The 25,441-nt window shown below is 75.3% G+C and carries 23 protein-coding genes, 1 tRNA gene and 2 pseudogenes; 11 read left to right on the forward strand and 15 right to left on the reverse strand.

Annotated elements, in window-relative coordinates:
* Nucleotides 1-16: 16 nt before the first annotated feature.
* Both D7193_RS16805 and D7193_RS16810 read right to left on the reverse strand, forming a co-directional pair.
* Complete coding sequence (locus D7193_RS16805; protein WP_120780481.1) at nucleotides 17-586, reverse strand: GNAT family N-acetyltransferase; 570 nt, start codon at nucleotides 584-586, stop codon at nucleotides 17-19.
* Nucleotides 583-1,986 (reverse strand): cobyrinic acid a,c-diamide synthase CobB, encoded by a 1,404-nt coding sequence (locus D7193_RS16810; RefSeq protein WP_120780482.1) that lies wholly within the window; start codon nucleotides 1,984-1,986, stop codon nucleotides 583-585. The genes D7193_RS16805 and D7193_RS16810 overlap by 4 nt, the downstream gene beginning before the upstream one ends.
* A gap of 229 nt (nucleotides 1,987-2,215) precedes the next feature.
* On the opposite strand from D7193_RS16810, the gene D7193_RS16815 reads away from it, so the two are divergent.
* Entirely contained in the window at nucleotides 2,216-3,040 is an 825-nt protein-coding gene (locus D7193_RS16815; RefSeq protein WP_174242651.1) for an SURF1 family cytochrome oxidase biogenesis protein, read from the forward strand.
* Nucleotides 3,041-3,056: 16 nt separating this feature from the next.
* Here the strand turns inward: D7193_RS16815 and D7193_RS16820 are convergent, their stop codons facing one another.
* The 4 genes and pseudogenes from D7193_RS16820 to D7193_RS16835 all read right to left on the reverse strand — a co-directional run.
* Nucleotides 3,057-4,640 carry an ATP-dependent DNA ligase gene (locus tag D7193_RS16820; protein WP_120780484.1) on the reverse strand — a complete coding sequence of 528 codons (1,584 nt, stop codon included), beginning with the start codon at nucleotides 4,638-4,640 and terminating at the stop codon, nucleotides 3,057-3,059.
* Nucleotides 4,641-5,035: 395 nt separating this feature from the next.
* Nucleotides 5,036-5,242, reverse strand: coding sequence for a hypothetical protein (locus D7193_RS16825; protein WP_120780485.1), 207 nt, complete (start codon nucleotides 5,240-5,242; stop codon nucleotides 5,036-5,038).
* Between the two features lie 82 nt (nucleotides 5,243-5,324).
* A complete protein-coding gene (locus D7193_RS16830) occupies nucleotides 5,325-6,677 on the reverse strand; it encodes a dipeptidase (protein WP_187356262.1) in 1,353 nt (450 codons plus the stop codon).
* A pseudogene (locus D7193_RS16835) lies at nucleotides 6,670-7,543 on the reverse strand (uridine kinase family protein); the annotation flags it as partial. The gene D7193_RS16830 and the pseudogene D7193_RS16835, both read right to left, overlap by 8 nt.
* A 270-nt stretch (nucleotides 7,544-7,813) precedes the next feature.
* Between D7193_RS16835 and D7193_RS16840 the strand changes: the two are divergent.
* Nucleotides 7,814-8,215, forward strand: coding sequence for a rhodanese-like domain-containing protein (locus tag D7193_RS16840; RefSeq protein ID WP_120781331.1), 402 nt, complete (start codon nucleotides 7,814-7,816; stop codon nucleotides 8,213-8,215).
* 163 nt (nucleotides 8,216-8,378) lie between these two features.
* On the opposite strand, the gene D7193_RS16845 is transcribed toward D7193_RS16840, so the two are convergent.
* From D7193_RS16845 to D7193_RS34880, 3 genes are all read right to left on the reverse strand, one after another.
* A complete protein-coding gene (locus D7193_RS16845; protein ID WP_120780487.1) occupies nucleotides 8,379-9,920 on the reverse strand; it encodes a cobyric acid synthase in 1,542 nt (513 codons plus the stop codon).
* Complete coding sequence (locus D7193_RS16850) at nucleotides 9,917-10,924, reverse strand: cobalamin biosynthesis protein (RefSeq protein ID WP_120780488.1); 1,008 nt, start codon at nucleotides 10,922-10,924, stop codon at nucleotides 9,917-9,919. The genes D7193_RS16845 and D7193_RS16850 overlap by 4 nt, the downstream gene beginning before the upstream one ends.
* A 322-nt stretch (nucleotides 10,925-11,246) precedes the next feature.
* Nucleotides 11,247-12,218, reverse strand: a complete 972-nt coding sequence (locus D7193_RS34880; protein WP_120780489.1) for a single-stranded DNA-binding protein — start codon at nucleotides 12,216-12,218, stop codon at nucleotides 11,247-11,249.
* Nucleotides 12,219-12,513: 295 nt separating this feature from the next.
* Here D7193_RS34880 and D7193_RS16860 point away from each other — a divergent pair, with 295 nt between their 5' ends.
* Nucleotides 12,514-12,927 carry an HPF/RaiA family ribosome-associated protein gene (locus D7193_RS16860; protein ID WP_120780490.1) on the forward strand — a complete coding sequence of 138 codons (414 nt, stop codon included), beginning with the start codon at nucleotides 12,514-12,516 and terminating at the stop codon, nucleotides 12,925-12,927.
* Nucleotides 12,928-13,026: 99 nt separating this feature from the next.
* A complete protein-coding gene (locus D7193_RS16865; protein ID WP_120780491.1) occupies nucleotides 13,027-14,142 on the forward strand; it encodes an alpha/beta hydrolase in 1,116 nt (371 codons plus the stop codon).
* A gap of 8 nt (nucleotides 14,143-14,150) precedes the next feature.
* On the opposite strand, the gene D7193_RS16870 is transcribed toward D7193_RS16865, so the two are convergent.
* Nucleotides 14,151-14,846, reverse strand: a complete 696-nt coding sequence (locus tag D7193_RS16870; protein ID WP_120780492.1) for a hypothetical protein — start codon at nucleotides 14,844-14,846, stop codon at nucleotides 14,151-14,153.
* Nucleotides 14,847-15,061: 215 nt separating this feature from the next.
* Between D7193_RS16870 and D7193_RS16875 the strand changes: the two genes are divergently transcribed.
* A tRNA-Arg gene (locus D7193_RS16875) sits at nucleotides 15,062-15,134 on the forward strand.
* Between the two features lie 221 nt (nucleotides 15,135-15,355).
* Nucleotides 15,356-15,886, forward strand: coding sequence for a hypothetical protein (locus D7193_RS16880; RefSeq protein WP_120780493.1), 531 nt, complete (start codon nucleotides 15,356-15,358; stop codon nucleotides 15,884-15,886).
* Nucleotides 15,887-15,958: 72 nt separating this feature from the next.
* On the opposite strand, the gene D7193_RS16885 is transcribed toward D7193_RS16880, so the two are convergent.
* Nucleotides 15,959-16,729 (reverse strand): aminoglycoside adenylyltransferase family protein, encoded by a 771-nt coding sequence (locus D7193_RS16885; RefSeq protein ID WP_120780494.1) that lies wholly within the window; start codon nucleotides 16,727-16,729, stop codon nucleotides 15,959-15,961.
* Nucleotide 16,730: 1 nt separating this feature from the next.
* The gene (locus D7193_RS16890; protein ID WP_120780495.1) at nucleotides 16,731-17,471 is read right to left on the reverse strand and encodes a class I SAM-dependent methyltransferase; all 741 of its coding nucleotides are present in this window, start codon (nucleotides 17,469-17,471) and stop codon (nucleotides 16,731-16,733) included.
* Nucleotides 17,472-17,728: 257 nt separating this feature from the next.
* On the opposite strand from D7193_RS16890, the gene D7193_RS16895 reads away from it, so the two are divergent.
* Nucleotides 17,729-18,616: a septum formation family protein gene (locus D7193_RS16895; protein WP_120781332.1), complete on the forward strand. Its 888-nt coding sequence runs from the start codon at nucleotides 17,729-17,731 to the stop codon at nucleotides 18,614-18,616.
* A gap of 70 nt (nucleotides 18,617-18,686) precedes the next feature.
* On the opposite strand, the gene D7193_RS16900 is transcribed toward D7193_RS16895, so the two are convergent.
* Entirely contained in the window at nucleotides 18,687-19,688 is a 1,002-nt protein-coding gene (locus D7193_RS16900; protein WP_147434418.1) for a hypothetical protein, read from the reverse strand.
* 225 nt (nucleotides 19,689-19,913) lie between these two features.
* Here D7193_RS16900 and D7193_RS16905 point away from each other — a divergent pair, with 225 nt between their 5' ends.
* The 4 genes from D7193_RS16905 to D7193_RS34725 all read left to right on the forward strand — a co-directional run bounded on the left by D7193_RS16905 (nucleotide 19,914) and on the right by D7193_RS34725 (nucleotide 23,837).
* Nucleotides 19,914-21,092 (forward strand): sensor histidine kinase, encoded by a 1,179-nt coding sequence (locus tag D7193_RS16905; protein ID WP_120780497.1) that lies wholly within the window; start codon nucleotides 19,914-19,916, stop codon nucleotides 21,090-21,092.
* 85 nt (nucleotides 21,093-21,177) lie between these two features.
* Nucleotides 21,178-22,344, forward strand: a complete 1,167-nt coding sequence (locus D7193_RS16910) for a hypothetical protein (RefSeq protein ID WP_241563245.1) — start codon at nucleotides 21,178-21,180, stop codon at nucleotides 22,342-22,344.
* Nucleotides 22,317-23,030 (forward strand): response regulator transcription factor, encoded by a 714-nt coding sequence (locus tag D7193_RS16915; RefSeq protein WP_120780498.1) that lies wholly within the window; start codon nucleotides 22,317-22,319, stop codon nucleotides 23,028-23,030. The genes D7193_RS16910 and D7193_RS16915 overlap by 28 nt, the downstream gene beginning before the upstream one ends.
* 75 nt (nucleotides 23,031-23,105) lie before the next feature.
* Entirely contained in the window at nucleotides 23,106-23,837 is a 732-nt protein-coding gene (locus D7193_RS34725; RefSeq protein ID WP_120780499.1) for a hypothetical protein, read from the forward strand.
* 31 nt (nucleotides 23,838-23,868) lie between these two features.
* Here D7193_RS34725 and D7193_RS16925 read toward each other — a convergent pair.
* Together D7193_RS16925 and D7193_RS16930 are read right to left on the reverse strand one after the other, a co-directional pair.
* Nucleotides 23,869-24,699 (reverse strand): annotated as a pseudogene (locus D7193_RS16925) (GlxA family transcriptional regulator); the annotation flags it as partial.
* Between the two features lie 2 nt (nucleotides 24,700-24,701).
* A complete protein-coding gene (locus D7193_RS16930; protein ID WP_174242653.1) occupies nucleotides 24,702-25,310 on the reverse strand; it encodes a cysteine hydrolase family protein in 609 nt (202 codons plus the stop codon).
* Nucleotides 25,311-25,441: the final 131 nt, after the last annotated feature.

Raw genomic sequence — 25,441 nt, forward strand, 5'->3', positions numbered from 1 at the left:
CGGGTGGGAACGGGGGTCAGCGGAGGTCGGCCGCCACGAACGACCAGAGTTCCAGGTCGACGCGGGCGCCCCGGGCGTAGCCGGCGTTGCGGAGCAGCCCCTCGTAGCTGAAGCCGGCCTTCTCGGCCACCCGGCGCGACGCGGTGTTCCCCGGCGCCACGCGCAGCTCGACCCGCTGGAAGCCGTGTTCGAGGATCAGCGCGATGGCCACGGCGTCCACCGCCTCCGCGGCGAGGCCGAAACCCCGGGCGTCCGGCGCGATGGCGTACGAGATCTCGGTGAGCCGGGCGCCCCAGTCGGTGCGCCGGGTCCAGAGGCAGCCCACGAGCCGCGCGTCCTCCCGGCGGACCACCCCGTAGTGGTCGCCGTCGCCGCTGTCCCGCCGCTGCCGGGCGAGGTCCGTGCACCAGGCGTGGCCGTCGATCGGGCCGGAGTCGTCTGCGAGCGGCAGCCAGCGCCGGGTCAGCTTGTCGGCGAGGATGTCCCCGGCCGCCGCCGCGTCCGCCGCCACCAACTGCCGCACCTCGGTACGCGGGGTCGACACGGTGAGCGTCGGGAAGCGGCGTACCGCGACCTGACCGATCACGCCGGCGCCCCGCCGGACCCGGCCGGCACCGCCTCGGGGGTCGGCTCGGCCAGCGCCGCGGCCACCAGTCGCGTGGCGATCTCCGGGTGGCCGGCCCAGTGGAGGGTGAGCTGGGACGCGTACACGTTGCGCCAGACGAAGCCCTCCGGGGCACCGCCCTCCCAGGTCCAGGCCGGCCGCTGCCCACCACGCGGGGTGAGGACCGCGCGGTGCTCCTTGTGCCCGATCAGCACGGCCCCCTCCGCGGCCACGACGCTCGCCGTCTGAGCCGTCGCCTCCCGGTAACCGACCACCAGACCGTCCCGGGTGGTGCCGACCGCGTCCAGCACCCCGCACATCGGCAGCCCGTCCAGCTCGCGCGCGAGCCAGAGCAGGCCGGCCCCCTCCGCGACCACCGGCCGGCCGGTACGGGCCAGCTCGGCCACCGCGATGCAGAGCCGGCGGTTGGCGGACAGCTGCTCGGCGTACGACTCGGGCAGCGCCCCGCCGACGACGAGCGCGCGGGTGCCCGGGGGAAGGGCCTCGTCCCGCAGCGGGTCGACGGTCACCACCTCGGCGCCGGCGGCCCGGAGCAGCTCGGCGGTCTCCGGCGGGCTGTAGCTGCCGCCCGGGCCGCCGGCCAGGGCGACCACCGGACGCTCCGCCGGCGCCTCCGGGGCGCCCAGCGCGTCCTGCGGCGACCAGGCCGTGGCCGGCAGGGGCGGCGCGGAACGGGCCAGCCCGAGCAGCCGGTCCAGGTCGACGGTCGCGGCCACGGCCTCCCCCAGCCGGCGGACCGCACGGGCCGCCTCGGCGGAGCCGTCGATCGCCGGGATCACGCCGTGGCGGCGGCTGGGCAGCACCGGCGGCAGGTCCTGGCGGCGCAGCGCCCCGTACACCGGCACGTCGATGTCGTCGAGCGCCTCCCGCAGCATGGCCTCGTGCCGGGACGAGGCGACCCGGGTGAGGATCACCCCGCCGAGCCAGAGCTGCTCGTCGAACGACCGGAAGCCGTGCACCAGGGCGGCCGCCGACTGGCCCATGGCCGCCACGTCGACCACCAGCACCACGGGGCTGCGCAGCGCGGTGGCCACGGCCGCCGTCGAGTCGTTCTCGGGACGCCCGGTGACGCTGTCGTACAGGCCCATGCTGCCCTGCACCAGGGCGAACCCGGCGCCCGTGGCGCCGTGGGCGAGCAGCGGGGCGAGCCGGTCGGCGCCGACCAGCCGGGGGTCGAGGGTGCGCCCGGGGCGGCCGGAGGCCAGCCCGAGGTACGCGGCGTCGACCTGGTCCGGCCCGATCTTGAAGCCGGCGACCTCGACGTCGCGGTCGGCGAGCGCCGCGAGCAGCCCGATCGCCAGCGCGTTCTTGCCGTGGCCGGAGGACGGCGCGCTGAGCACCAGGCGCGGCACGACGGTCATCATCGACTCCTCGCGGGCGGCGGGGTACGCGGTCGGGGAACCGCAGCAGCGGTTCGCCCGGTGACGATACCGGCCCGGGACGCCGGGCGAGTGACACCGGAAGGGGCCTGTCGCCGCGGGAAACGGGCCGTCACGGGCCCGTCGCGCACCGGAACCGACACGCGCCGGACGTGTCGCGCGACGCAGCCGGACCGTCGCGGCCAGTGGCCCCGGTCATACGGGTAGCCTCGTGGCTGTGTACCGGTTCCTGCTGACCCCACGCTGGCTCGGCATCCTCGCGCTGACCCTGGTCGCCGCCACGGTGATGGTGTTCCTGGGTAACTGGCAGCTGGACCGCTACCGGGGCCGTACGGAGATCAACGAGCGCATCGACGCCGGCGAGCGGATGACACCGGCGCCGCTGCGTGACGCGCTGACCGCCCCGACCGGCGGCGCGGGCAGCACCGGCCCGGCACCGGCCGAGGAGAAGGTCTGGACCCGGGTCACGGTCACCGGCCGGTACGACCCGACGAACACCGTCCTCGTCCGCGGTCGGACCGTCGACAGCCGGGTCGGCTTCGAGGTGGTCACCCCGCTGGTGCTCGCCGACGGCAGCGCCGTACTCGTCGACCGTGGCTGGATCCCGCCGGCGCCCGGCGGGGCGACCGCGCAGCCGGAGGTGCCCGCCGCCCCCACCGGGGACGTGACGGTGGTCGGCCGGGTCCACGAGACCGAGAGCGGCGCCGGCGCCGTGGACCGGCGGGACGGCCGGCTGGAGACCCGACGGATCTCCGTCCCGCGGCTGGCCCGCGAGCTGCCCTACCCGGTGTACGGGGCGTACGTGCTGCTGGACGAGCAGACGCCGGCGGCCGACCCGCTCTTCACCGCGGTGCCCGTCGGGCACACGAACAACTGGCAGAACTTCGGCTACATCGTGCAGTGGTGGCTGTTCGCCGCCATGACCCTCTTCGGCTACGGCTGGGTGGCTCGCCGGGAGGCGCGCCGGGCCGCCGGCCTCGACGACACGCGGCCGGTCGACCGGGCCGCCGAGCCGGAGCCGAGCGCCTCGGCCTGACCCCGCGCGGCGCCGCTCAGCCGGTGGCGCGGCCCGCGTGGATGGCCCGCACCGCGTCGATCGTGTCCGCCTCGGCGGCGCTCTTGTCGGTGCGGTAGCGCACCACCCGGGCGAACCGCAGCGCCATCCCGCCCGGGTAGCGGGAGCTGGTCTGCACCCCGTCGAAGGCGATCTCGACGACCTGCTCGGGCCGCACCCGCACCACCCAGTCGCCCTTCTCCACGGCCAGTTCGAGGAAGCGCTCCGTCTGCCAGCGCAACACCTCGTCGGTGAGGCCCTTGAACGTCTTGCCGAGCATCACGAACTCGCCCGTACGCGGGTCGCGGGCACCGAGGTGGAGGTTGGACAGCCACCCCCGGCGGCGGCCGCTGCCCCACTCGACCGCTAGCACCACCAGGTCGAGGGTGTGCCGGGGCTTGACCTTCACCCAGGCCGCGCCGCGGCGGCCGGCGTCGTACGGCGCGTCCGGCGCCTTGACCACGACCCCCTCCTGCCCCGCGTCGACCGCCGCCGCGAACGCGGCGCCGGCCTGCTCCGGCCCGTCGACCTCCATCCGCCCGACCAGCAGCGACTCGTCGACCGCGCCGGCCAGCGCGGCCCAGCGGTCGCGGCCCGGCAGGTCGATCAGATCCTCGCCGTCGAGGTGCAGCAGATCGAAGAAGTACGGTGTCAGCACCGCCTGCCCGGTCGTCTCCGCCGCCGCGAGCACGGCCGGCGCGACCGGGGTGCGGCCGGTGGTGCTCGGCGTGGTGCGCCGGGCGGCCCGGCTCGACGTCTGCTGGAACGGCAGCGGGCGGCCCGTCTCGTCGAGCCCGATCGCCTCGCCGTCGAGCACCAGCTCGCGGCCGGACAGGGCGCGCACGGCGGCCACCACCTCGGGCACCCGGGAGGTGATCTCGTCGAGGCTGCGGGTGAAGACCGCGATGTCCTGGCCGGAACGGTGCACCTGGATCCGGATCCCGTCGAGCTTGACGTCGACCACCGCGGGCGTGCCGGTGGCCGCGAGGGCCTCGTCGACCGAGGGCGCGCTCTGCGCCAGCATCGGCGCCAGCGGACGCCCCACCTGGAGACCGAACCCGGCCAGCGCGGCCGCACCACCGCCGAGGGCGGCCACCGCGACCGCGCGCAGGTCGCCCGCGAGCAGCAGGGCCCGACGCACGGCCGCCACCGGCACCTCGGCGGCCCGCGCGATCGCGTCGGCGAGCAGCCCGGCCTGGGCGCCCTGGCGCAGCTCGCCGCTGAACAGGCCGGTGAGCAGCCGCTGCTCCTCGGCGGTCGCCGCCGCGTAGAGTGCGCCGAGCAGCGCCCGGCGGCGGGCCTGCGACCCGGCACCGTGCACCGCGGCGATCTCGTCGATCGCCGCGTCGACGGCGGCCACGGTCAACGTGGGCTCGGCGGCCGGCGGCGGCAGGTCGCGCAGGCTCGCGTAGCCGACGCCGGTCTGGCGCTGGCGCAACTCGCCCGCGAGCCAGCCCGCGCCCGCCGGCACCTCGGCCGGGTCGAGCGCCCGCAGCGCACCCGCCAGCAACTCCACCTTGGCCCGCCGGCCGCTGGTGGCGGCCACGGCGGCGGAGGTGGCCGCCAGATCGAGGAACCGCACAGGCCCATCCTGCCAGCCACCCCCGACACCACCCGGCCATTGGCTGGCCCGGCGCCCAGCCGGGCGGGCCGGTGCCGGGCCTGGCCGGGGCCGGGTCTGGCTGAGGGCCGGGTCTGGCCGGGGCCGGGTCTGGCCGGGCTTGGCCGGCTGCCGGGCTTGGGCCTGGCCGCGGGCCGGGCTTGGGCCAGGCCGGGCGGACCGGGCCGGGCGGACCGGGCCGGGCGGACCGGGCCGGGCGGACCGGGCCGGGGCGGGGCCGGGGCTGGGCCGGGCGGGGCGCGGCGGGGCGATCTCGGCAGGTCGGCGAGGTGGCGGGGTCCGTCGGTTCAGGACCCCGCCACATCGGCGATCCGGTGTCGAGCCATGCCGGCCGGCACGCGTGGCGCCGGAGGCGCTCAGGCCGAGACCGGCTCCTCGATCCGCAGGCCGCGCGCGCGGACCTCGTCGGCGACCCGGGTGAGCAGCGAGTCGAGAGCGACCAGGGCGGCGGACAGCTCACCGAGCTGTTCCTTGAGCGTGTCCTCGGGCCACGCGGAGACGTCGACGTCCCCCAGAGCGCTGACGGCGGCCTGCAACCGGGCCATCACCTCGTTCGTACTCATGTTCGAAAGGCTATAACACCCCGGCGGCCGACACACCGAAAACGGCCAGACAGACCGGGACGTTACGGTTTCGACACACGCCCTAGCTCCGGCTCCGCGCCACCTCGGCGACGTTGCCGAGCAGCAGCGCCTCGGCGAGGCAGACCCGGGCGAACTCGCCGAGGTGCAGGCTCTCGTTCGGCCCGTGCGCCCGGGCGTGCGGGTCCTCCACGCCAGTGACCAGGATGGCCGCCTGCGGGAACATCTCCTGGAACGTGGCGATGAACGGGATCGAGCCACCCACGCCGATGTCCACCGGGGCGGTGCCGTCCCAGGCGGTCCGGAACGCCGAACGCGCCGCGTCGAACATCGGCCCGGACGCGTCGATCACGCAGGGGTCGCCGTCGTGTTCGAACGTGACCGTCACCTGGGCGCCCCACGGCACGTGCTTCTCCAGGTGGGTGCGGAGCGTCGCGTACGCCCGCTTGGGGTCGTCGCCGGGCGCGAGCCGGATGCTGAGCTTCGCCTTCGCGGCCGGCACCAGCGCGTTGGGGGCCTCACCGGTGGCCGGCGCGTCGATGCCCAGGACGGACAGCGCGGGCTTCGTCCAGAGCCGGTCGGTGAGCCGGCCGGTGCCGATGAACTCGACGCCCTCGGCCAGCCCGGCCTCGACACGGATCCGCTCCTCCGGGTAGTCGACGGTCGCGCCCTCCCGGCCGACGAGGCCCTCCACCGCGACGTCGCCGGCGTCGGTGTGCAGCGTGGCGAGCAGCCGGACCAGGGTGGTGAGCGCGTCCGGGACGGCGCCGCCGAACATGCCGCTGTGCACCGCGTGGTCGAGGGTGCGGACCTCGACGAAGCAGTTCACGATGCCGCGCAGCGACGTGGTGAGGGCCGGTACGCCGATGTCCCAGTTGCCGGAGTCGGCGATCACGATGACGTCCGAGGCGATCTCGTCGCGGTGCTCGGCGAGCAGCCGCTCCAGCGAGTCGGAGCCGTACTCCTCCTCGCCCTCGATGAACAGGACCACGCCGACCGGCAGGCGGTCACCGTACGCGCGCAGCGCCGCCACGTGCGCCATGATGCCGGCCTTGTCGTCGGCGGCGCCCCGGCCGTAGAGCCGGCCGTCCCGCTCGACCGGCTCGAACGGGTCCGACTCCCACAGCGACCGGTCGCCGATCGGCTGCACGTCGTGGTGGGCGTACAGGAGGACCGTCGGCGCGCCGGGCGGGGCCGCCTTCTTCCCGATCACCGCGGGCTGCCCGCCGGAGCGCACGATGTCGACGTCCAGACCGCAGCCCCGCAGCAGCTCGGCGACCGCCTCGGCGGAACGCTCCACGTGCGAGTGGTCGAAGCCGTCGAACGCGATGCCGGGGATGCGGACGAGGCGTTCCAGGTCGGCACGGACTCCGGGCATCTCCCGCTCGACGGCGGCCCGTACCTCGGACTCGGACATGATCGGTGTGGTCATGACCGGCATCGTATGCCGGCCTTACCGATCCCGGCCCGCCCGGTCGACGAACGTGCAGGTCGCGACCGCCACCGACGGCCCGGTCAGCGGATCCGTACGAAATACCGGGCACGATCGTGCGGCAGCCCCGGCGCGCCGTCGACCACCAGGTCGGCGTGCTCCGCCGTACCGTCGGCCGAGAAGTGCGCGGCCTCGCCCGCGTGCCAGCGCCGCAGCTCGGGCAGGATCTCCGGGCCGTCCCGGGCGACCGCGCGGGCCAGCCGCAGCGGCGCCGGCGCGGTCACGAAGACGGCGAGGGTCAGTTCCGGGCGTACGGCGGCCCGCGCCGCGCTCACGCCCTCGACGACGAGCACCGGGCCGACCGGCACCGCCACCTCGTCCGGCAGGAACCGCCGCCGCACCCAGCTGTACCGGTGGTACGCCCCGGGCCGCCCCGCCCGCAGCGGGGCCAGGACCCGCTCCTCCAGCCTGGACCAGAAGGTGAGCTGGTCGTCCCAGCCGGCGAGCAGGTCGTCGGTGTGCACGACCGGCGGTCGGGTGCCGCCGGGCTGCGCCGCGAGGGCGTCCGCGAGGTGCGCCGCGAACCGGCTCTTGCCCGCGCCGCTCGGCCCGTCGACCGCCACGATCCGGGTACGCCCCAACCGCGCGGGCGCGGCCAGCACCCGGCGCGCCAGATCGGCGTACGGCTCGACGACCGCGACCGGCGTCGCCGCCCGCCCGGACCCGACCCCCCTGTCCGCCGGGGCGTTGCTCGGCATCGCGCCAGTATGCCGGGCGGCGTCCGGCGCGGGACCGGGGTCCGCCGGGGCGGCCCGGCGCCCGTTCGAAGCAGGCGGTCCGGGCGCCCGTGGGGTTGAAGCGGCCCGGCGCCCATTCGGAGAACGCGGTCCGCGGCGAGCCGGCGCCCGTGGGGTTGGGGCGGCTCGGTGCCCGTTCGGAAAGGCGGTCCGCGGCGAGCCGGCGCCCGTGGGGTTGGGGCGGCCCGGTGCCCGTTCGGAGTACGCGGTCGGCGGCGGCCGATCACGTCCGGGGGAATCCGTTCACCCGCCGGCGTCCGCGCGTCCGTTCGGCAGGCGGGGCGTCGGCCGGCTGGGCATGATCGGGAGGTGCTCCGTGACGTGATGAGCCCCGGCGTCGAGGCCCTGCTGGAACAGGCCCGCTCCGGGCTGCAGCGGTTGACCCCGCACGAAACAGTCGAGGCTTTACGCGGCGGCGCGTTGCTGGTCGACACCCGCAGCGACCGGCACCGCCGGGAGCAGGGCGACCTGCCCGGCGCCATCGTCATCGACCGGACGGTGCTGGAGTGGCGGCTCGATCCGGCGAGCCCGTGGCGCATCCCCGAGGCCACCGGGTACGACCGCCAGATCGTGGTGGTGTGCCGGCACGGCTACAGCTCCAGCCTCGCCGCGGCGAGCCTCCAGGCGCTGGGGCTGCGCCGGGCGACCGACATGATCGGTGGCGTCCAGGCGTGGATAGCGGCCGGCCTCCCCCTGGCCGATCACCCCGCCGACGTCCGCCCCTGACCGCCCCCGCCCTGCCCTTGCCCTGCCGCCCCGCCCCTGATGCCGTCGATCATGGAGTTGTGGTGCCCGTCTCGTCCCCATTGGCGGCTTTTGTTGCCCACCACAACTGCATGATCGACGCGCGCCAGCGGCGCGCGCCAGGGGCGCCGCGGGGGGCACAGGGTTATGGGGTTGGGGCGCCGGGTGGGATCGTGGGGAGGTTGGGGGGCGGGCCGGTCTCGATGAGGCGCCGGAGCGCCTCCGTGTCCAGGTGTTCCTCGACCAGGTCGCCGAGCAGGTCGAGCGTGCGTTCGCGGGCCGCGGCGAACGCGGTGCCCGGTGCGACCCGGAACCCGCTGCGGCCCGCCAGCCGCGCCGCCTCGGTCAGGTAGCGCCGGCGAAACTCGTCGGACTCGAACGCGCCGTGCCAGTGCGTACCGTGCACCGCGCCGAGCACCGCCCCCTCGCCCGTACCGTCGGCGCTGGTGACGAGCGGGGCGAGCGCCGGGTCGGCCGAGGAGACGTACCCGTGGTGGATCTCGTAGCCGCGTACCGGTGCGCCGCCCAGTGCGGTGCCGACGGACTGCCGGACGGTCTTGCGCGGGTCGAAGGTGACCTCGACGGGCAGCAGACCGAGTCCCGGTACGCTGCCGCGCCGGCTCTCTACCGGATCGTGGATCGCGCGGCCCAGCATCTGGAAGCCGCCGCAGATGCCGAGCAGCGGTTTCCCTGCCGCGGCGTGGGCGAGGACGGCGTCGGCGAGACCGGTCTCCCGCAGCCACGCCAGATCCGCGACGGTCGACTTGGTGCCGGGCAGGACGATCAGGTCGGCGGCCGCGAGTTCGGCGGGCTCAACGGTGAGGCGTACGCGGACGCCCGGCTCGGTCGCGAACGCTTCCGCGTCGGTGGCGTTGCTGATGCGCGGCAGCCGCACGACCGCCACGTCGAGCCAGTCGGTGCCGTGTGGGGCGGCCGGTCGGCCGAGCACCCGCCCGTAGGCCAGTGAGTCCTCCGCGTCGAGCCAGAGGTCCAGCGCCCAGGGCAGCACCCCGTACGTCGGGCGGCCGGTGACCTGACGCAGCATGTCCAGCCCGGGGCGGAGCAGGCCGAGATCGCCTCGGAACTTGTTGATCACGAAGCCGGCGATCAGCGCCTGGTCGGCCGGGTCGAGCAGCGCCACGGTGCCGAACATGGACGCGAACACGCCCCCGCGGTCGATGTCGCCGACCACGATCGTGGGCAGGCCGGCGTGCCGGGCCAGCCCCATGTTCACGTAGTCCCCGTTCCGCAGGTTGATCTCGGCGGGACTGCCGGCACCCTCGCAGATCACCACGTCGTACGTCGCGCGCAGCTCGGCGAGCGCCGCGTACGCCGTCTCCGCGAGACGCGGGCGCAGCTCCCGGAAGCTGCCGGCGGTGACCGTGTCGACCGCCTCACCGAGCAGCACCACCTGGCTGGCCAGGTCGCTGCCCGGCTTCAACAGGACGGGGTTGAAACGCAGGTCGGGGGCGAGCCCGCAGGCGGCCGCCTGCATCGCCTGAGCCCGGCCGATCTCGCCACCCCGCCCGTCCGGGCCGACCACCACCGCCGAGTTGTTCGACATGTTCTGCGCCTTGAACGGCGCCACCTTCACACCCTGGCGGTGCAGCCAGCGGCAGATGCCGGCGGTGAGCACGCTCTTGCCGGCGTCCGAGGTCGTACCCGCGACCAGCAGCCCGCCGTTCACGGCCGCCAGCCCCGCGGGATCGCCGCCCGGCCCGAGGCACGGGCGACGGCGGACACCAGCCGGCCGGCGGTCACCGGGTACGCGGCCGCCACGGCGAGGGCGGCCAGCCCGACGGCACCCGAGATGCGAGCGGCCCGGCGCAGGTGCCGCGCCTCGGGACGCGGGCCGTCACCAAGGAACGGCCGCACCTCGGAGCGGCCGAAGTAGACGTTGCGCCCACCGAGGCGTACGCCCAGCGCCCCGGCCATCGCCGCCTCGCACTGGCCGGCGTTGGGGCTCGGGTGGTCGTTGCGGTCGCGCCGCCACACCCGCCACGCCCGGTCGCGGTCTCCGTTCGCGACGGGCGCGACCGCGACGGTGAGCAGCCCGGTCAGCCGTGCCGGCACCAGGTTGAGCAGGTCGTCGAGCCGGGCGGCCGGTGTGCCGAACCGGGCGTACCGCGGCGAGCGGTGCCCGACCATCGCGTCGAGGGTGTTCGCGGCCCGGTAGCCGAGCAGGCCGGGGAGGCCCGCCACGGCGCCCCAGAGCAGCGGGGCGACCACCGCGTCGGAGGTGTTCTCGGCAACCGACTCGACGGTTGCGCGGGCGAGTTCCGACTCGTCGAGCGTCGACGGGTCTCGACCGCACAGGTGCCCGAGCCGCTGCCGCGCGGCCGGAAGGTCGCCGTCGCGCAACGCCCGGCCCATCACCTCGGCCTCGTGCCGCAGCGTACGGCCACCCAGCACCGTCCAGGTCGCGGCCGCCACCAGCGCCGCCCGGGCCAGCGGCCGGTGCCGGGTGGCCACCGTGGCGGCCGCCCCGAGCAGCACGGGCGCTCCGACGGCAAGGGCGGTGAACGCGGCGCCCGCACACCGGTCGGGACGGTAGAGCCCCCGCTCCAGCACGCCGGCCGCGCGGCCGAACCCGGCGACCGGGTGCCACCGGCGCGGGTCGCCGAGTAGCCGGTCCAGGGCGTACCCCGCAACCAGCCCCGCCGCGTTCGCCACCGGCGCCGTCTGCCGCACGCGCACCACCTCCGGCCGGCCAGCCTAGACGAGCGGCCTGCGCCACCGACCCGGCCGCGTCACCCCGTCGAGCCCAGCCACCCTGTTGACCGGAAGGAACAGGGCCGCGACCGGGCCGTGGCCTGCCGCGCCTGAACGGGCGGCGCCGGCGCGCGGGGTGACGGTGGGCCGCCACCCCGCCCCCGTCGCGGCCGCCCGTTCCGCGCCGGCCCCCCGTCGAGCCCGGCGCAGGCGGACCCACCCGGCGAGTACCGCCCGATCCCGTGGTGCGGCCGACCGGACCACCGCCGTACCGGCCGGACGTGCGCCGGCCGGTCGCGCGTCAGGCCGGCTGGGGCACCCGTCCCCGACCGCGGCGGCCACGTCCGGCCGGCTGGCTCGTCGCCGGCGGCTCGTCCGGCACGGGGTCGAGTTCGCCGTCACCGGTCTCCGGCTCGCCCGTCACGGGCGCGAGCTCGTCCGCGTCATCGTCGGCCGTCCGATCGGTGCCGCGGCTCGCGCTCTCCGCCGGCGATCCGTCGTCGCCCGCCCCGCCGCCGAGGGAGCCCGCCCCTTCGGCCAGCGCGCCCGTCCCGGCGCCGAGGGAGCCCGCCCCTTCGGCGAACGAGCCCGCCCCGCCGCGTGAGCCCGTCCCCTCCGCGAACGGGTCGGCCTCGCCGTCGAACGGGTCCGTCCCGCCGATCCCGGCGAACCGGTCGACCGCGCCGGCGAGCGCCCGCCCCGGCCCGGCGCCGAGCGACCCGTCGAGACCCGCACCGGTACGCGACTCACCGCCGGCACGTGCGCCGAAGTCCGGTGGCTCCAGGTCGTCGTCGAACTGCCGGGCGTCGGGCAGCGTCGGCGCCTGCCCGTCCGGCACCGGCTCGGTGGGCTCGCCGTGCACCCGGCTCTCCGCCTCGACGTCCTCCACACTGCTGGTCGTCATGCTCGGACGGTTGCGCAGGAACCGCGCCCGGCCGCGGGACAGGTCGTGGCCGACGGCCACCGCCTCCAGCTCGTAGAGGGTCCGGTGGTTGCCCGCGTCGTCGGTCCAGTCGCGGGTGTAGAGCCGGCCGCACACCACCACCGGGTCGCCGACCATCACCGAGGCGGCCACGCCCTCGGCGAGCTTCCGCCAGCAGTTCACCCGGACGCGCAGGCTGTTCCCGTCGACCCAGCGACCGCTGTCCCGGTCGAGCCGCCGGGCCGTCGAGGCCACCTTGAAGTTGGCCACGAGGGTGTTGCTCTGGGTGGTACGCCGCCACTCCGGTGCCGTCAGCACATTGCCGACGACCGTGACGTAGGTGTCGAACATCGTCCCTCCAGGGGTTCTGGGGCTGCCATCGCGAGTCGACTCGCGCCGAGCCTGCGCCGTACGACGGCCGTCCGCCACCGCCGACCGCCCACCTGTGGACAGCGCGGCGGCCTGTGGACAACGCCCTGATCACGGTCACATCTGCTAGGCGAACGGTTCGGGGGCCTGCCGCCCTGGGTATGGACTTGATCAACCGCACCACCGCAACACCAACGGCACCGCCCCCGACGGAAGGAACAGCGACCATGACGACGAACGCCGGCCGCACCGCCGACGACCGCGCGGAGGTGCGGCGATGAGCGCCGCCGCGAACCCGGCCACCGTGGCGGAGTGCCTGCGGGTCGGCGCGGGGTTCTCCCAGGGCGACCGGAACTGGATCGTGGAACAGTTCGCGACGCTGGACGCCCGGCTGGCCGCGTTCCACGCCGACGCCACCGAGTTGGAGGTCTCGGTCAAGGACCGCAACGCCCGAGGGCAGAAGGTGACGCTGGAGTGCTGGATCGCCGGCCGCCAGAAGATCGTCACGACCTCCAGCGAGGAGGACCTGCGGGCCGCCCTCAACGACGCCCGCGACGACCTGCGCCGCCGGCTCAACGACGCGAAGACCCGGCAGGAGCCGCGCCACAACAAGCACGTACGCGAGATCGGCCAGCCCGACGAGGAGGCCCCACCGGCCGACCGGGAACGCGCCGACGCGGAAACCGTCTGACGCGTACGCCCGTGGCCCCCGCGCGGACCGGGCGGGGGCCACGGCGCCGGCGGCGCTCCGGGGCTACCGCCGGGTAGCGTGCGGGCGTACCGTCGGCTCGTGGAACCGGACGTGCTGGGGCCGCCCTACGAGCGGCAGACGATCGACCTGGGCACCGACGACGAGGGACCGGTGGTCGCCACGCTGGTCCGGCGACGAGCCGACCGGCCCACCCGGCGGGCCGTGCTCTACGTGCACGGCTTCGTGGACTACTTCTTCCAGACCCATCTGGCGGACTTCTTCGCCGAGCGCGGGTGGGACTTCTACGCGCTCGACCTGCGCAAGTACGGCCGGAGCCTGCTCGCCCACCAGACGCCGAACTTCTGCCACGACCTCGGCGACTACCACGCCGAACTGGACGCCGCGGCGCGGATCATCCGGGACGACGACGGCCACGACGTCCTGCTCGCCATGGGCCACTCCACCGGCGGCCTCATCCTCTCGCTGTGGGCGCACGCCCGCCGCGACGCCGGTGTCGTCGACGGGCTCGTCCTCAACAGCCCCTTCTTCGACATCAACGCGCCCTGGGTGGTGCGGCGACCCCTCGCGGCCGCCGTCTCCCGGCTGGGCCGCAGGGCGCCGCACCGCGTCCTGCCCTTCGGCCTCGGCACGGTGTACGGCGAGAGCATCCACGCCGACCATCGCGGCGAGTGGAGCTACGACCTCGCGTGGAAGCCCCTCGCGGGGTTCCCCGTCCGGGCCGGCTGGCTCGGTGCGATCCGCACCGCGCAGCGGCAGCTCCGCGCCGGGCTGGACATCCCGGTCCCGGTGCTCGTCGCCTGCTCGACCCGGTCGTTCCGGGGGCGGCAGTGGCACGAGTCGGCCGGCCTGGCGGACGCGGTCCTGGACGTCGAGCACATCGTCCGGTACGCCCCCCGGCTCGGCCGGCACGTGACCCTCGCCCGCTTCGACGGGGGCCTGCACGACCTCACGCTCTCCGGCGCCGCCGTGCGGGAGAAGGTCCTCACGGAGGTCGGCCGCTGGGCCGAGGCGTTCCTCCACGCCGGCCCGACGGCCCCGGCCGACGGCGCGGAGGCGACGGCACCGGCCGACGGCGCGGACGCGACGGCCGCGGTCCACGGCGCGGGCGCGACGACTGTGGCCGGCGCGGACGTCCCGGCGCCCGCCAGCCGGCGGCCGACGGACCAGGCCGACGCGGCCACGCCTGGCGCCTGAGCAACCGGTCAGGCGTCGGACGCCCCGGGTAGCGCCGCCCGGATCCGGTCGAAGGTCGCCACCGGATGCCCGTCGGAGCCGCCGGGCAGCACCAGGCCCAGGCAGTGCAGGGCCACCCCGCCGTCGGCGCTCGCCTCGACGCCGAACACGGGCGCGCCCAGGTAGCCGGCCGGAATCTCGGCGGTGATCCGCACCACGTCGTCCACGCGGACCACCCGCTCGATCGCCACCTCCAGCGGCCGGGCGCCCTCCTCCCGTACCCCGAGAGCCAGCACGAACGCCGAACCCGGCTCGGCGCCGACCCGGGCGACCACGGCGGCGTCCGCCGCGATCACCTCGACCACCGGCTGGGTACGCCACGCCCAGCCGCCCTCCCCCGCGCGGCGCTCCAGCTCGGCCGCCGACAGGATGGCCACACCGAGGTCCGGGCGGCGGACCCAGCCGTCGACCGGCAGGGCCTCCGGGGCCGCGCCGGCCGGTTCGGTGACGCTCGGCCGCAGACCCAGCTCGCCCGCGCCGCCGGTCACCGCGTCGGCGGTCAGCAGCCAGTCGCGGCCGCCGTCGCGGTAGAAGAAAGCCGTGGCATGGCCGCCGGCGACGTCGCGGCCGGTCTCGCCGGTCCGGTGGTACGGCAGGATGGCGCGACCGAGGAGCTGGCACAGCTCGTAGGCGACGTCGTTCTCGGCATCGGGGTCAAGCAGCACGCCGCCGAGGGTACGTGGTGGGCGTCGCGGCCCCCGCGAGCGTCAGGTGCCCGGTCACCGGCGTTCCTGCCAGCCGTCCGGCCCACCCGCGAGGCCCGGAAATCCGGTGCCCGCTCCGGCCGACCCGTGGGAACCTTGTCGGCGGTCCGGCCCAGGACGGTTACGTCGATCAGCCCGCAGGCGGGCGGTACCCTCTTGGCGCGACACCACGCCACGCGCCCGTAGCTCAGCGGATAGAGCAGGGGACTTCTAATCCCAAGGCCGCAGGTTCGAATCCTGCCGGGCGCACCTTCCTCACCGCAGGTCAGCGGCTTTCCGCTCCCGGTCGAGGCGATCACCACGGCCTCCGAACAGCCATTCGTACAGCCTGGTCACCCGAAGAGGTGCTTTGCCTTCATCACGGTCCGGGGCGCGGCAGCGAGACGAGCACGAACGCCGCGCAGGTCCCACCGCGGCTCACCTCGCCGGGCACCAGACCGCCATCGGCGTACTTGCCCTACCCTCGGCGAATGCCTCACCAGATCATCGGCCGCGTTGCCGTAGTCAGTGCGCTGCTGGTCGGGGTTCTGGCGCTGTGTGGCCTGACCGTGCAGCGATTCATCGGATCGGCCAGCCCTGCGGAGGAAGTCGAGTGCTCGGAGAGCGACCACCGGTTGGCCGAGCTGCTGGCACGAGATCCTGCGCTGTCCTCGCCTCCACCCGGCACCACCCTCGACCGCATCGAACAGGTTCCGTGCGGCGATGACAGCGACCCAGGGGCCCGCTACGTTACGGCTGACATCAGCTTGCCGCCCGGCACGTCGATGGATTCGGTCCTCGACCACTACCGCACCTTGTTGACGGCGGGTCAGTGGAGGATGGTTCCGATCTCGGACGAGTTGGGAGATCGGTGGTGCGCCGATCGGGTGACGAACGGGCAACAGATCCGTCTACTCCTCGAGTACGGGTGGCATGGCACCCCAGGTCCGCACACCTACGGCGACGTCCAGATCGAGATCAGCTTCAAGCCTGCTGGCGAAGACATTGGATGCCCACGCTGACGAGCTGGAGGCGTACCCGATCCGGCATGGGCGGACCGTATCTGCCGGGCGCACCTCCAACCCACCCGGCGCTCAGCCGACCGGCAGCGCGTCGATCTCGGCGAGCATCGCCTCCACGCACGGTTCCACCCGCGCCCGGAGATCGTCGCTCCACGTCTCCTCGCGGTAGGTGCGGGTGAGGTACAGCTCCCGGGCATACGCGAGGACCGGCCGGTGCTCGGCCCCGAGCCGGGTGAGGGCCCAGTCTGCGGCGGCGTCCTTGGACCTGATCTCGCCGGTCGCGAGCGTCGTCCAGACGCGGGCGAGGGTCAGCACCACGTTGCGGGTGTCCCCGGGAATGTCGACGAGCAGGTCGGGGACGCCGGCCTGAGTCGCCCGGACCACGTCGGCCGGTGGAACCGGATCGAGGAGGTCGGCCGGCGGAGGACCGGCGAGCGTGCGGTCGCCGGCCAGCGTCAGCGTGACCACCAGGGCCAGGTCGGGTGTGGGGGTGGGCTGCGGCAGGCGGCCGGCCTGGAACTCCTTTCGCAGCCAGTCGCCGTACAGGAAATCGATCGTGGGCGGGTAGCGCCAGGGGCGTACCTCGGACTGGACCACGACGGTGAGTTCGAGGTGCCGGCCCCCCGCGTCCGGACCGGAGAGCGGGAGGAGGCCGTGCACGAGCGCCCGCCGCTCGGCGTCGTCCAGGCTCCGTCCGGTGACCACCAGGAGGTCCAGGTCGCTGGCGGGTTTCAGGCCGCCGTGCACGGCCGAGCCGTGCAGGTAGATGCCGAGCACTGTCGGCCCGATCGTGTCCGTGACCAGCCGCACGACACGCTGGAGCTGCGCTTCCTCCCCGCTCACGTCACCGCTCCGGGAGGCGGTAGACGGACACGTGTGACCGCGACTCGGCGGTGAATTCCGCTCCGGCCCAGTCGGCGTGCCGGCTCTCCAGCGTGAATCCGGCCAGTTGCGCCATGAGGTCGAGTTCGGCGGGCCAGATGTAGCGGTGCGGGCTGCGGGTCAACCGGGCCTGCTTGGTGTCGTCGAACCGGAAGTGGTGTGACACGACGTGCTGGCGGAGCACGTCGTACGTGTCGAGGCCGATGTAGCCGGGTTCGCAGTGGAAGACCGTGGCCTGCTGGCCGGGCGGCAGCAGGCGCAGCTCGGGCACCCACAGCTCGATCACGAACCGGCCGCCCGGTACGAGGTGGCGGGCCGCGTTGCGGAAGCACTCGACCTGCTCGGCCTGGGTGAGCAGGTTCGAGATGGTGTTGTAGACCAGGTAGACGAGCGTGAACTCGCCCGGGGCCACGGCGGTCGCCATGTCGCCGGTGACGACCGGGATCGTCGCCTCGTCAGCCTTCATCCGCAGCCGGTCGATCATCGGGCGGGACAGCTCGATGCCGGTCACCGGCACCCCGCGCTCGGCGAGCGGCACCGCCACCCGGCCCGTGCCGATGGCCAACTCCAACGCGTTTCCCCCGCCGGCCAGCTCGGCGAGGCGGTCGACGGTCGGCCCCAGCACCTCCGGCGCGAACATGCCGGCGCCCGGTGTGTCGTAGCGCTGTGCGGCGTCGACGTCCCAGATCTCTTCCTGCTTCACGCGCCCACCTTGCCCTCGGCGCACGGCCCTGTCGATCCAATTTGGCCGCTCGATCGACTCCGTTCCGCCGAGGTGGCGGGGTACGGGCACCCTCGACACCGCCACATCGCCGATCCGGTGTCGATCTCCACGGTCGCGGACGACGCGGGGCGGCCGCCGTCACGGTCCGGGAACCCTGAGGTACGACACGGCGTGTCGCGCACTCGCGGCGGTGGCCTATGCTGCGCCGTGTCACGGGGGACCTGCGGGAGGGTGACATGCGACGCCGGTGGCGCGCGGTGGTGCGGGCTGCGCTCGTCACGACGCTGCTGGCGGGATGCGGCGCGTCGGGCGGCGACGGCGACCTGACCGACGACTGGCCGTCGGCCGTCGGGACGCGGCAGTTCAGCCCGCGCAGCGGCGAGTGCCACACCGTGGCGGCGAGCGGGGACCCGGCCCGCTACCAGCCCGTCGACTGCGCGAGCGTCCACCTGGTCGAGACGTTCCACGTCGGCACGTTCACCGGCGCCGAGGCACAGGACGCCGCGCCGCCGCCGGTCGGGTCGGCCGCCATGCGGTCGGCGTTCGGCGAGTGTGACACCCGGGCCAAGGAGTTCGTGGGCGGCGACTGGCGGGGTGCGCGGCTGTCGGTGCAGGTGACGACCGGCTCGCCGGCGGGATGGCGGGGCGGCGGTCGCTGGTTCCGCTGCGACCTGTTCGAGCTGAACGCGGTCACCGGCGCTAACGGCGAGGACGACGACGCGGTGAGCCGGACCGGCAGCCTGCGGGACGCGGTGCGCCGCGGTTCGCCGGTGCGGTTCGGGTGTATGGACGAGGACGAGTGGGGCCGCCTGCTCGCCACCGCCTGCACCACGCCGCACCAGTTCGAGTACGCGGGCGTCTGGACGGCGCCGGACCGGTCGTACGAGGCGGCGAAGCGGGACGAGGAGGCCATCCATCGCCAGTGCCGCACGGTCATCGCCCACTTCGCGAACGTGCCGGCCGACCGGATGCTGCGGTACCGCACCGGCACCACCTTCCGCTTCCCCTCCTCGGAGGCGTGGGCGCGCGGCGACCGCGGCGTGCGCTGCTACTTCTGGTCCGGCGGGCGCCGGCTCACCCGCTCGATCGCGGGCGGCGGCCCGGCCGTGCTGCCGATCACCTGAGCGGGCGCCGGGTCGCTCAAGGGCAGGCCGGCGAGCGCCCCGCCACCTGAGCAGGCCGGCGAACGCCCCGTCACCTGAGCAGCCCGGCGAGCGCTCGGTCGGCCTGGCCGAGGGTGGCGCTTCCGCCCGGCGTCACGACGAGGATCCGGTGGCAGCCGTCGAGTTCCACGTACACCTCGGTGCCGGGCCCGTCCACCGGGCGGAGCAGCGCGAACCGGCCGGCCGGGGTGGTGCAGGGGGCCGCGGGCCCGACCGCCGCGATCGCCCGGGTCACGGCGGCCACGCGGTCGGGCGGCAGCGTCCTGCCGTACGCGAACTCGCCCGCCGGCTTCGCGCCGCCTTGCTGGCTCGCGGGAACCGCGTAGACGCAGAGCCGCAGGGCCGCTCCCGCCCCGACGGCCGGGTTGGCGGGCGGACCGGTGACCGGCCCCGAGCCGATGCCCGCCTGCACGGCGACCATGTCCGCCCGCCGCTGGTCACAGCCGGCGGCGGCCGCCTCGGCGGACTCGACCTCGCGGAGCGTACGCGTGCCGACCGTGGTGAGCCGCAGCCCGCCGAGGGCCTCGCGGACCTCGCCGCGGGGCTTGCCGCACCCGTCCACCGGGATGCCGGGCCGGAGCCACCGCCCGCGGTCGTCGAGCAGCGCCAGCCAGGGCGGGACGACCATGTCGGCCGTGCACGGGCCGGCGGCGCGCGGCGCGTCGGGCAGCCGGAGCGCGGAGACCAGGTCGGTGACCTCGTCCGCCCGCTGTTCGGTCGCCACGAGGTCCTGCCCGCCACCGGGCCGGGCCGTCACCTGCTGCCCGCAGAGGACGGCGGCGACCGGGGTGAACGTGTCGTCCAGCAACGGCAGGTCGTACGCCTCGCTGCCGGACAGCACCATCGCGCCGGGTTCGGTGCCCGGATTCACGCCGGCGTCCGCGCACGAGGTCCACCGGTCCTCGATCTTCGGCGGGCCGCTCTCCCGGATGCCCGAGCCGGCCGGGCCCGCGTCTGCGCACCCGGCGAGCACGAGGCAGAGTAGACCCGATCCCCCGGCGACCAGCCGGACCGCCCACGTCTTTCGCAGCATGCCGGTGAGACGCCCCGGGAGCCGCACCCGTTCCCGTGCCGTCCGGTGACGTACGGTCGCCGGCCCGGCGTCCGGCCGGCCCGCGGTGCCGTGCGGGCACCGACGGCGCGGCGGCATGTCGCACACAGTGTGTGATCGTGCGTCACAACCCCGTGTTATTCTCGCTCGTCGATCTATGCCGCCCGGCCCCGGACCGGGTCGGTGGTCGGAAGGACGCCTCCCCCGATGCCGGCCGTTCCCGTTCGGACCGTGCCGCCCGCCGTGCTGGACAGCCCGGCCGGCGGCGCACTCAGTCTCATCTTCACCACGCTGCCGGCCCTGCTCCGGTTGAGCTGCGGGCTGGTGGGCGCCGTGGTCGCGCTCTCCGTCCGGACGCCGCCCGTACTCGTCGGTCTCCTCCTGCCCGCCGTCGCGCTGCTGACCGTGTGGTCGCTCTGGTACGGCGCTCGCGCCCTGCGTGGGGGCGTCACCCCCGCCATGATGGCCGGCGACGTGGCGCTCACCACGGCGGCCTGCCTGCTCATCCCCCGTCTGGTGGCGCCGGAGGTGCTGCCCGGCGAGGGCAGCTGGATCGCGGTGCTGGCCAGCACCACGGTGATCAACGCGCAGGTCACCGCCCCGGTGCGCTGGTCCATCCCGGCCGGCGTGCTGGTCACCGCCGGGTACGTGGCCGGTGCGCACGCCGCGGGCAACCCCCGCGAGGCGGCCGCGCACTCGGCCACCCTGCTCGTGCAGACCGCCTGCACGGCGATGATGAGTGTCGTCATGCGCCGCCGGATCGGGCGGGCCGACCGGGCCTTCGCGGCGCACCAACGGCTGGTGCGGGAGGCGCTCGTGGCCCGTACGGCCCGCGAGGCGGAGCGCCGGCAGAACCGGGACCTGCACGACACGGTGCTCGCCACGCTCACCATGGTGGGCCTCGGTGCGGTGTCCGGCCCGTCGGCCGCGCTGCGCCAGCGGTGCGCGGCGGACCTGCGTACGCTCACCGCCCTCGCCGACGCCCGGACGGTACCCGGCGACGGCCCGGCGTCGTTGGACGACCGGCTCCGGTCGGTGCGGGACCGGCTGCCGGACCTGCCGGTGGCGCTGGCCCTGGAGCCGTGCGCGGTGCCCGCGGCGGTGGCCGACGCGGTCGCGGAGAGCGTCTACGCGGCGCTGTCCAACGTGGTGCGGCATGCGCCGGGCGCCACCGCGACACTGCGGCTGCACCAGGTCGGTGGAGGTGTCGTGGCCGAGGTGGCCGACGACGGCCCGGGCTTCGACCCGGCGGCCGTCCTGCCGCACCGATACGGGTTGCGCGAGTCGGTACGCGGGCGGATGGCCGCGATCGGTGGCAGCGCCCGGATCGACTCCGCGCCCGGTGCGGGCACCCGGATCCGCCTGGAGTGGCCCGGTGTCGGCTGAGCTCGACGCGGCTGCCGTCCGCGTCGATGCCGCACGCGCCCGGTCGACGTCCGGGGTGCGTCCGGCCCCGGTGACCGGGGCACCCGTGTGGACCGCCCCCGGCCCGCGTACGCCGGAGGCCGCCGCGGCGGGGCGGGCCGCTGCCGCCGTGGCGCGGGCCTCGGACCGGGGCGCCCGGATCGCGGCCATCGTCATCGCGCTCGCCTGGCACAGCGTCATCGGGCTGCCGGCCGTGCTGGCCAACCGGTCGGAGCTGGCGGCGCCCGGCGTGGTGCTCGCCGCCTGGGTGGTCGTGGCGGCGGTCGGCGTGCTCACCGGGGCGCGGCTCCTGAGGGGCGACCCGCTTCCCGCGTGGCCCCTGGCCGGGCTGCTGCTCGCGGTCGACGCCACGGTCTTCGCGGCGGCGGGCGAGCGGCAGCTCTTCACCGCTGCCAACTGGGTGTGGAGCACGCTCGGCTGGTTCTTCGTGCTGGCGCTGTGGGGCCGACGGGTGACTGGCCTGCTCGCCCTGCTGGCCGCGCACTCGCTCATCGCGCTGGTCGCGGTCGTCGGTCACGGCCAGACCGCACCGGCCGACCTGGCCCGCTTCGCGATGTACGTCTACGGCACGTACTCGCTGCCGGTGGCCGCCTTCGCCGGGAGCGCGGTGATCGCCGCGCTGGCCCGGGAGCGCGCCGCCACCGCCGCGGCCACCCACGCGATGGCGGCCGAGCGGGACGCCGCCGAGCGGGCGCGCCGCGAGAGGCGGGAACGGTTGGCGCTGGTGAGCGGCGCCGCCGAGGCGGTGCTCGCCGAGCTGGCCGACGGACGCGCCGACCCCGCCGACCCGCGGGTGCAGCGCCGGGCCGTGCTGGCCGCCGCCCAGTTGCGGCGGTTGATCGCCGAGTCCGACGACGTGCCCGACCCGCTGCTGCACGAGCTGCGCGCGGCGACCGACGTGGCCGAACGCAACGGACTGCCGATCGAGCTGGTGATCATCGGCAAGCCGCCGCCGCTGCCGGTGCGCACCCGCCGCCTGCTGGTCGACCCGCTCACCGCCGCGCTGGCCGAGGCGGGCGGGTGGGCCCGACTGACCGTGGTGTCCGGCCCGGACGAGGTGGTGGTCAGTCTCGTGACCCCGGACCGGGGTGAGCCGGACGCGACGGGACCGCCGGGCGGGGGCGGGGTGGCGGAGGATGACGGTGGCCGGGTGGATCGGCTCGACGAGCGGGACGGGGAGATCAGGTGGACGCAGGCCCGGTGGCGGAGATGAGCGGTGGACGGCCGGTGGGGGTGGCCATCGTGGACGACCACCCCGTGGTCGTCGAGGGGGTCCGCGCGTGGCTGGCCAGCGAGCCGCGGCTGACCGTCCTGGCCACCGGGGACGACCCCGACGAGGTGCTGCGGGCCGCGCCGGAGGCCGACGTGGTGCTGCTGGACCTGCGGCTGCACGGCCAGATGGCGCTGGGCAAGCTGGCCGAGCTGAGCACGGCCGGCCGCCGGGTGGTGGTCTATTCGGAGCACACCGATCCGGAGACGATGCTGGCCGTGCTGGACGCCGGGGCGGTGGCGTTCCTCGCGAAGCACGAGGGACGGGAACACTGTGTGGCCACCGTGCTCGCGGCCGCCAGCGACCGGCCCTACGTGCCGCCGGCGCTCGCCGGCGCGATGGTCGGTGACCCGCGCCCGGACCGCCCCGTCCTGTCCGACAAGGAACGCGAGGCGTTGCTGCTCTGGTTCCAGTCCATGTCGAAGGCGTCGGTGGCCCGGCGGATGCGGATCAGCGAACACACGGTCAAGCAGTACGTCGACCGAGCGCGGATCAAGTACACCCGAGCGGGCCGGCCGGCCGCCACGAAGGCGGCGTTGCTCGCCCGCGCGATCGAGGACGGCCTCATCCGGCCGGAAGAGATCGGCATCTACCGGTCGCAGGCGCGGTACGACCGGCCGACCCCCTAACGGGTGTCATGACACCTGGCCTGCGTATCCGCCAATCTCAACGGCGAAGGTGAGCTCTGGTGGGAGGTCCTGACGATGCAGGGTGACGTGTCCCCCTTCTTCATCGGTCCGCACCGGTTCGACGCGTCCGACGACGAGGTGGGCCCGGTGCTCGACCGCCGGTACGAGCTGGTGCCGGCCGGGGGCGAGCGGGTGCTCGGGCGGCACCGGCTGCCCGTGGCGGGATACCTGCTCGGGCCGAGCGAGACACGTCGGGCGTGGACGCTGCCGGGGCCGGTGGCGGTGACCGTCACCGACCAGCGGCTCGTCTGGGTGGGTGAGGGCTCACAGCTGGCCGTGCTGGCCGGCGGGCGGGGCGCCGGTGGCGCCCGGCACCGCCCCCCGGTCCGGCTGCCCGGTCTGATGAGCGGGCAGATCCGCTGGCAGTGGCCGTCCCGGCTGGACGTGCTGCCCGCGGGGCCGGACGAGCCCGCCCAGCTGCTGATCGTCTGCGACGCCCTGCGCACCATCCGCCAGCCCGCGCTGGCTCTCGGGGGCAGCCCGGAGCTGATCGCGGAGCTGGCCTGGCAGGTGTGCCGGATCGTGGCCGGGTTCCGGCTCGCCCGGCCGCACCTGGTCGACCTGTCGCCACCGGAGCGGGAGGTGCTGGCGCGGCGGTCCGCTGCGCCGCCGGCCGGCGACCGGATTACCCTGCCCGGGTCGCTGCCCGTGGAGTTCCGGTCGCGGGACGACTACTACCGCCGGGCGGCCGAACCGGCAGACGAGCCGCCCGGGCGCGCAGGCGGCGCAGCATCCGGGCATCGGTGAAGCCGACGGTCCGGGCCGCGCTGTCGACCGTGGCGCCGTGCCCGATCAGGTGCTCGGCACGCTCGACGCGGAGCAGTTGCTGGTAGCCGAGCGGCGTGAGCCCGGTCGCCTGGCGGAACAGCCGGGTCAGCGTCCGCTCGGCCACCCCGCCGGCGGCGGCCAGCTCCGCGAGCGGTAGCGGTTCGGCGAAGCGGCTGTCGATCAGGTCCTGGACCCGGTGCACCGCGTCGGAGACGTGTGAACGATGCCGCAGCATCACGCTGGCCTGCTGTTCGTGACCGTTGCGCCGCACGTACACGACGAGGGAGCGGGCGACGGCGGCCGCGGCGGCCGGGCCGTGGCGGGTGGCCACGAGGTGCAGCGCCACGTCGATGCCGCTGGCGATGCCGGCGGAGGTGACGACCCGGTCGTCGACCACGTAGAGCACGTCCCGCACGACCCGGGCTGCCGGGTGCCGGCGGGCCAGGTCGTCCTGCACGTCGTGATGGGTCGTGCAGCGCCGGCCGTCGAGGAGGCCCGCGCGGCCCAGCGCGTACGCGCCCGCGCAGACGCTCGCCACCGTGCCGCCGGCCGCGTGGTGCGCGGCCAGTCGACGCAGGTCGTCATCGCCGACCGGTTCGGCCGACCCGTGCGCGGCCGGTCGCCAGCCGGGCACCACCACGAGGTCGTCGGGGGTCAGCTCGGGCCAGGTCGTGCCGGCCACGAGCGGGATGCCCTGCACGGTCGGCACCTCGTCCCGCTCGGCCACGTAGTGCAGCCGGTAGTCGTGACCGAGGTCGGCGGCCGCGGAGAAGACCTGGGCCGGCCCCGCGAGGTCCAGCAGGTGCAACTGCGGGACCAGCAGGAAGACGACCCGGGCCACGGTCAGCTCCGGGTGCCCGTGAGGGCTGCCCCGGTGACCTCGTCCACCGTGCGTACGGTGGCGAACCGGCCGGCCAGCGCGTACTCGGTGCGGCCCACGATCTCCTCGTTCGAAAGGGTGCGGGGATCGGCGAGGATCTCCGCGAGGGTGGCGTCCTCGGGCAGGTCCCGGTGCGGGATCGGGAAGGTCATCGTCGCGTCGGTCACGAACGTCATGCGGTAGCCGAGGTCGGCGCCGACCCGGGCGGTGGTCTCGACACACTGCTCGGTACGGATGCCGCAGACCGTGACGTCCAGGATCCCGGCGAGCGTGAGCACCTGCTGCAGGTTGGTGGTGGTGAACGCGTTGTGCGCGGTCTTGACCAGCGTCGGTTCCCCGTCCACCGGCGCCAGCCCCTCGATGAGGCGGACGTGCCCGAGGGCCGGGTCGAACACGCCACCGGTTCCCGGTTCGGCGTGCAGAACCCAGACCACCAGGTCGCCGCGCTCGCGGGCGGCGGCCACCAGCCGGTCGACCTGCCGGACGATGTCGGGGTTCGAGCCGTACGCCCAGATGGGGCGCTGGCGGAAGGACTCCTGGACGTCGATCACGACGAGTGCTGCTCTGCTCATGACACTGATCCTGGCGCGAAGGAAGCCGGGCGGGGCAGACACCATCCTGCCCCGATGCGGAACGATCCAGCCAAGCCCGCTCCCCCGGCCCCGGACCCCGTCCCCGCCCCCCGACCTCGCCGATCTTGTAC

Source organism: Micromonospora costi, assembly GCF_003626655.1.
Taxonomy (GTDB): Bacteria; Actinomycetota; Actinomycetes; order Mycobacteriales; family Micromonosporaceae; genus Micromonospora; species Micromonospora costi.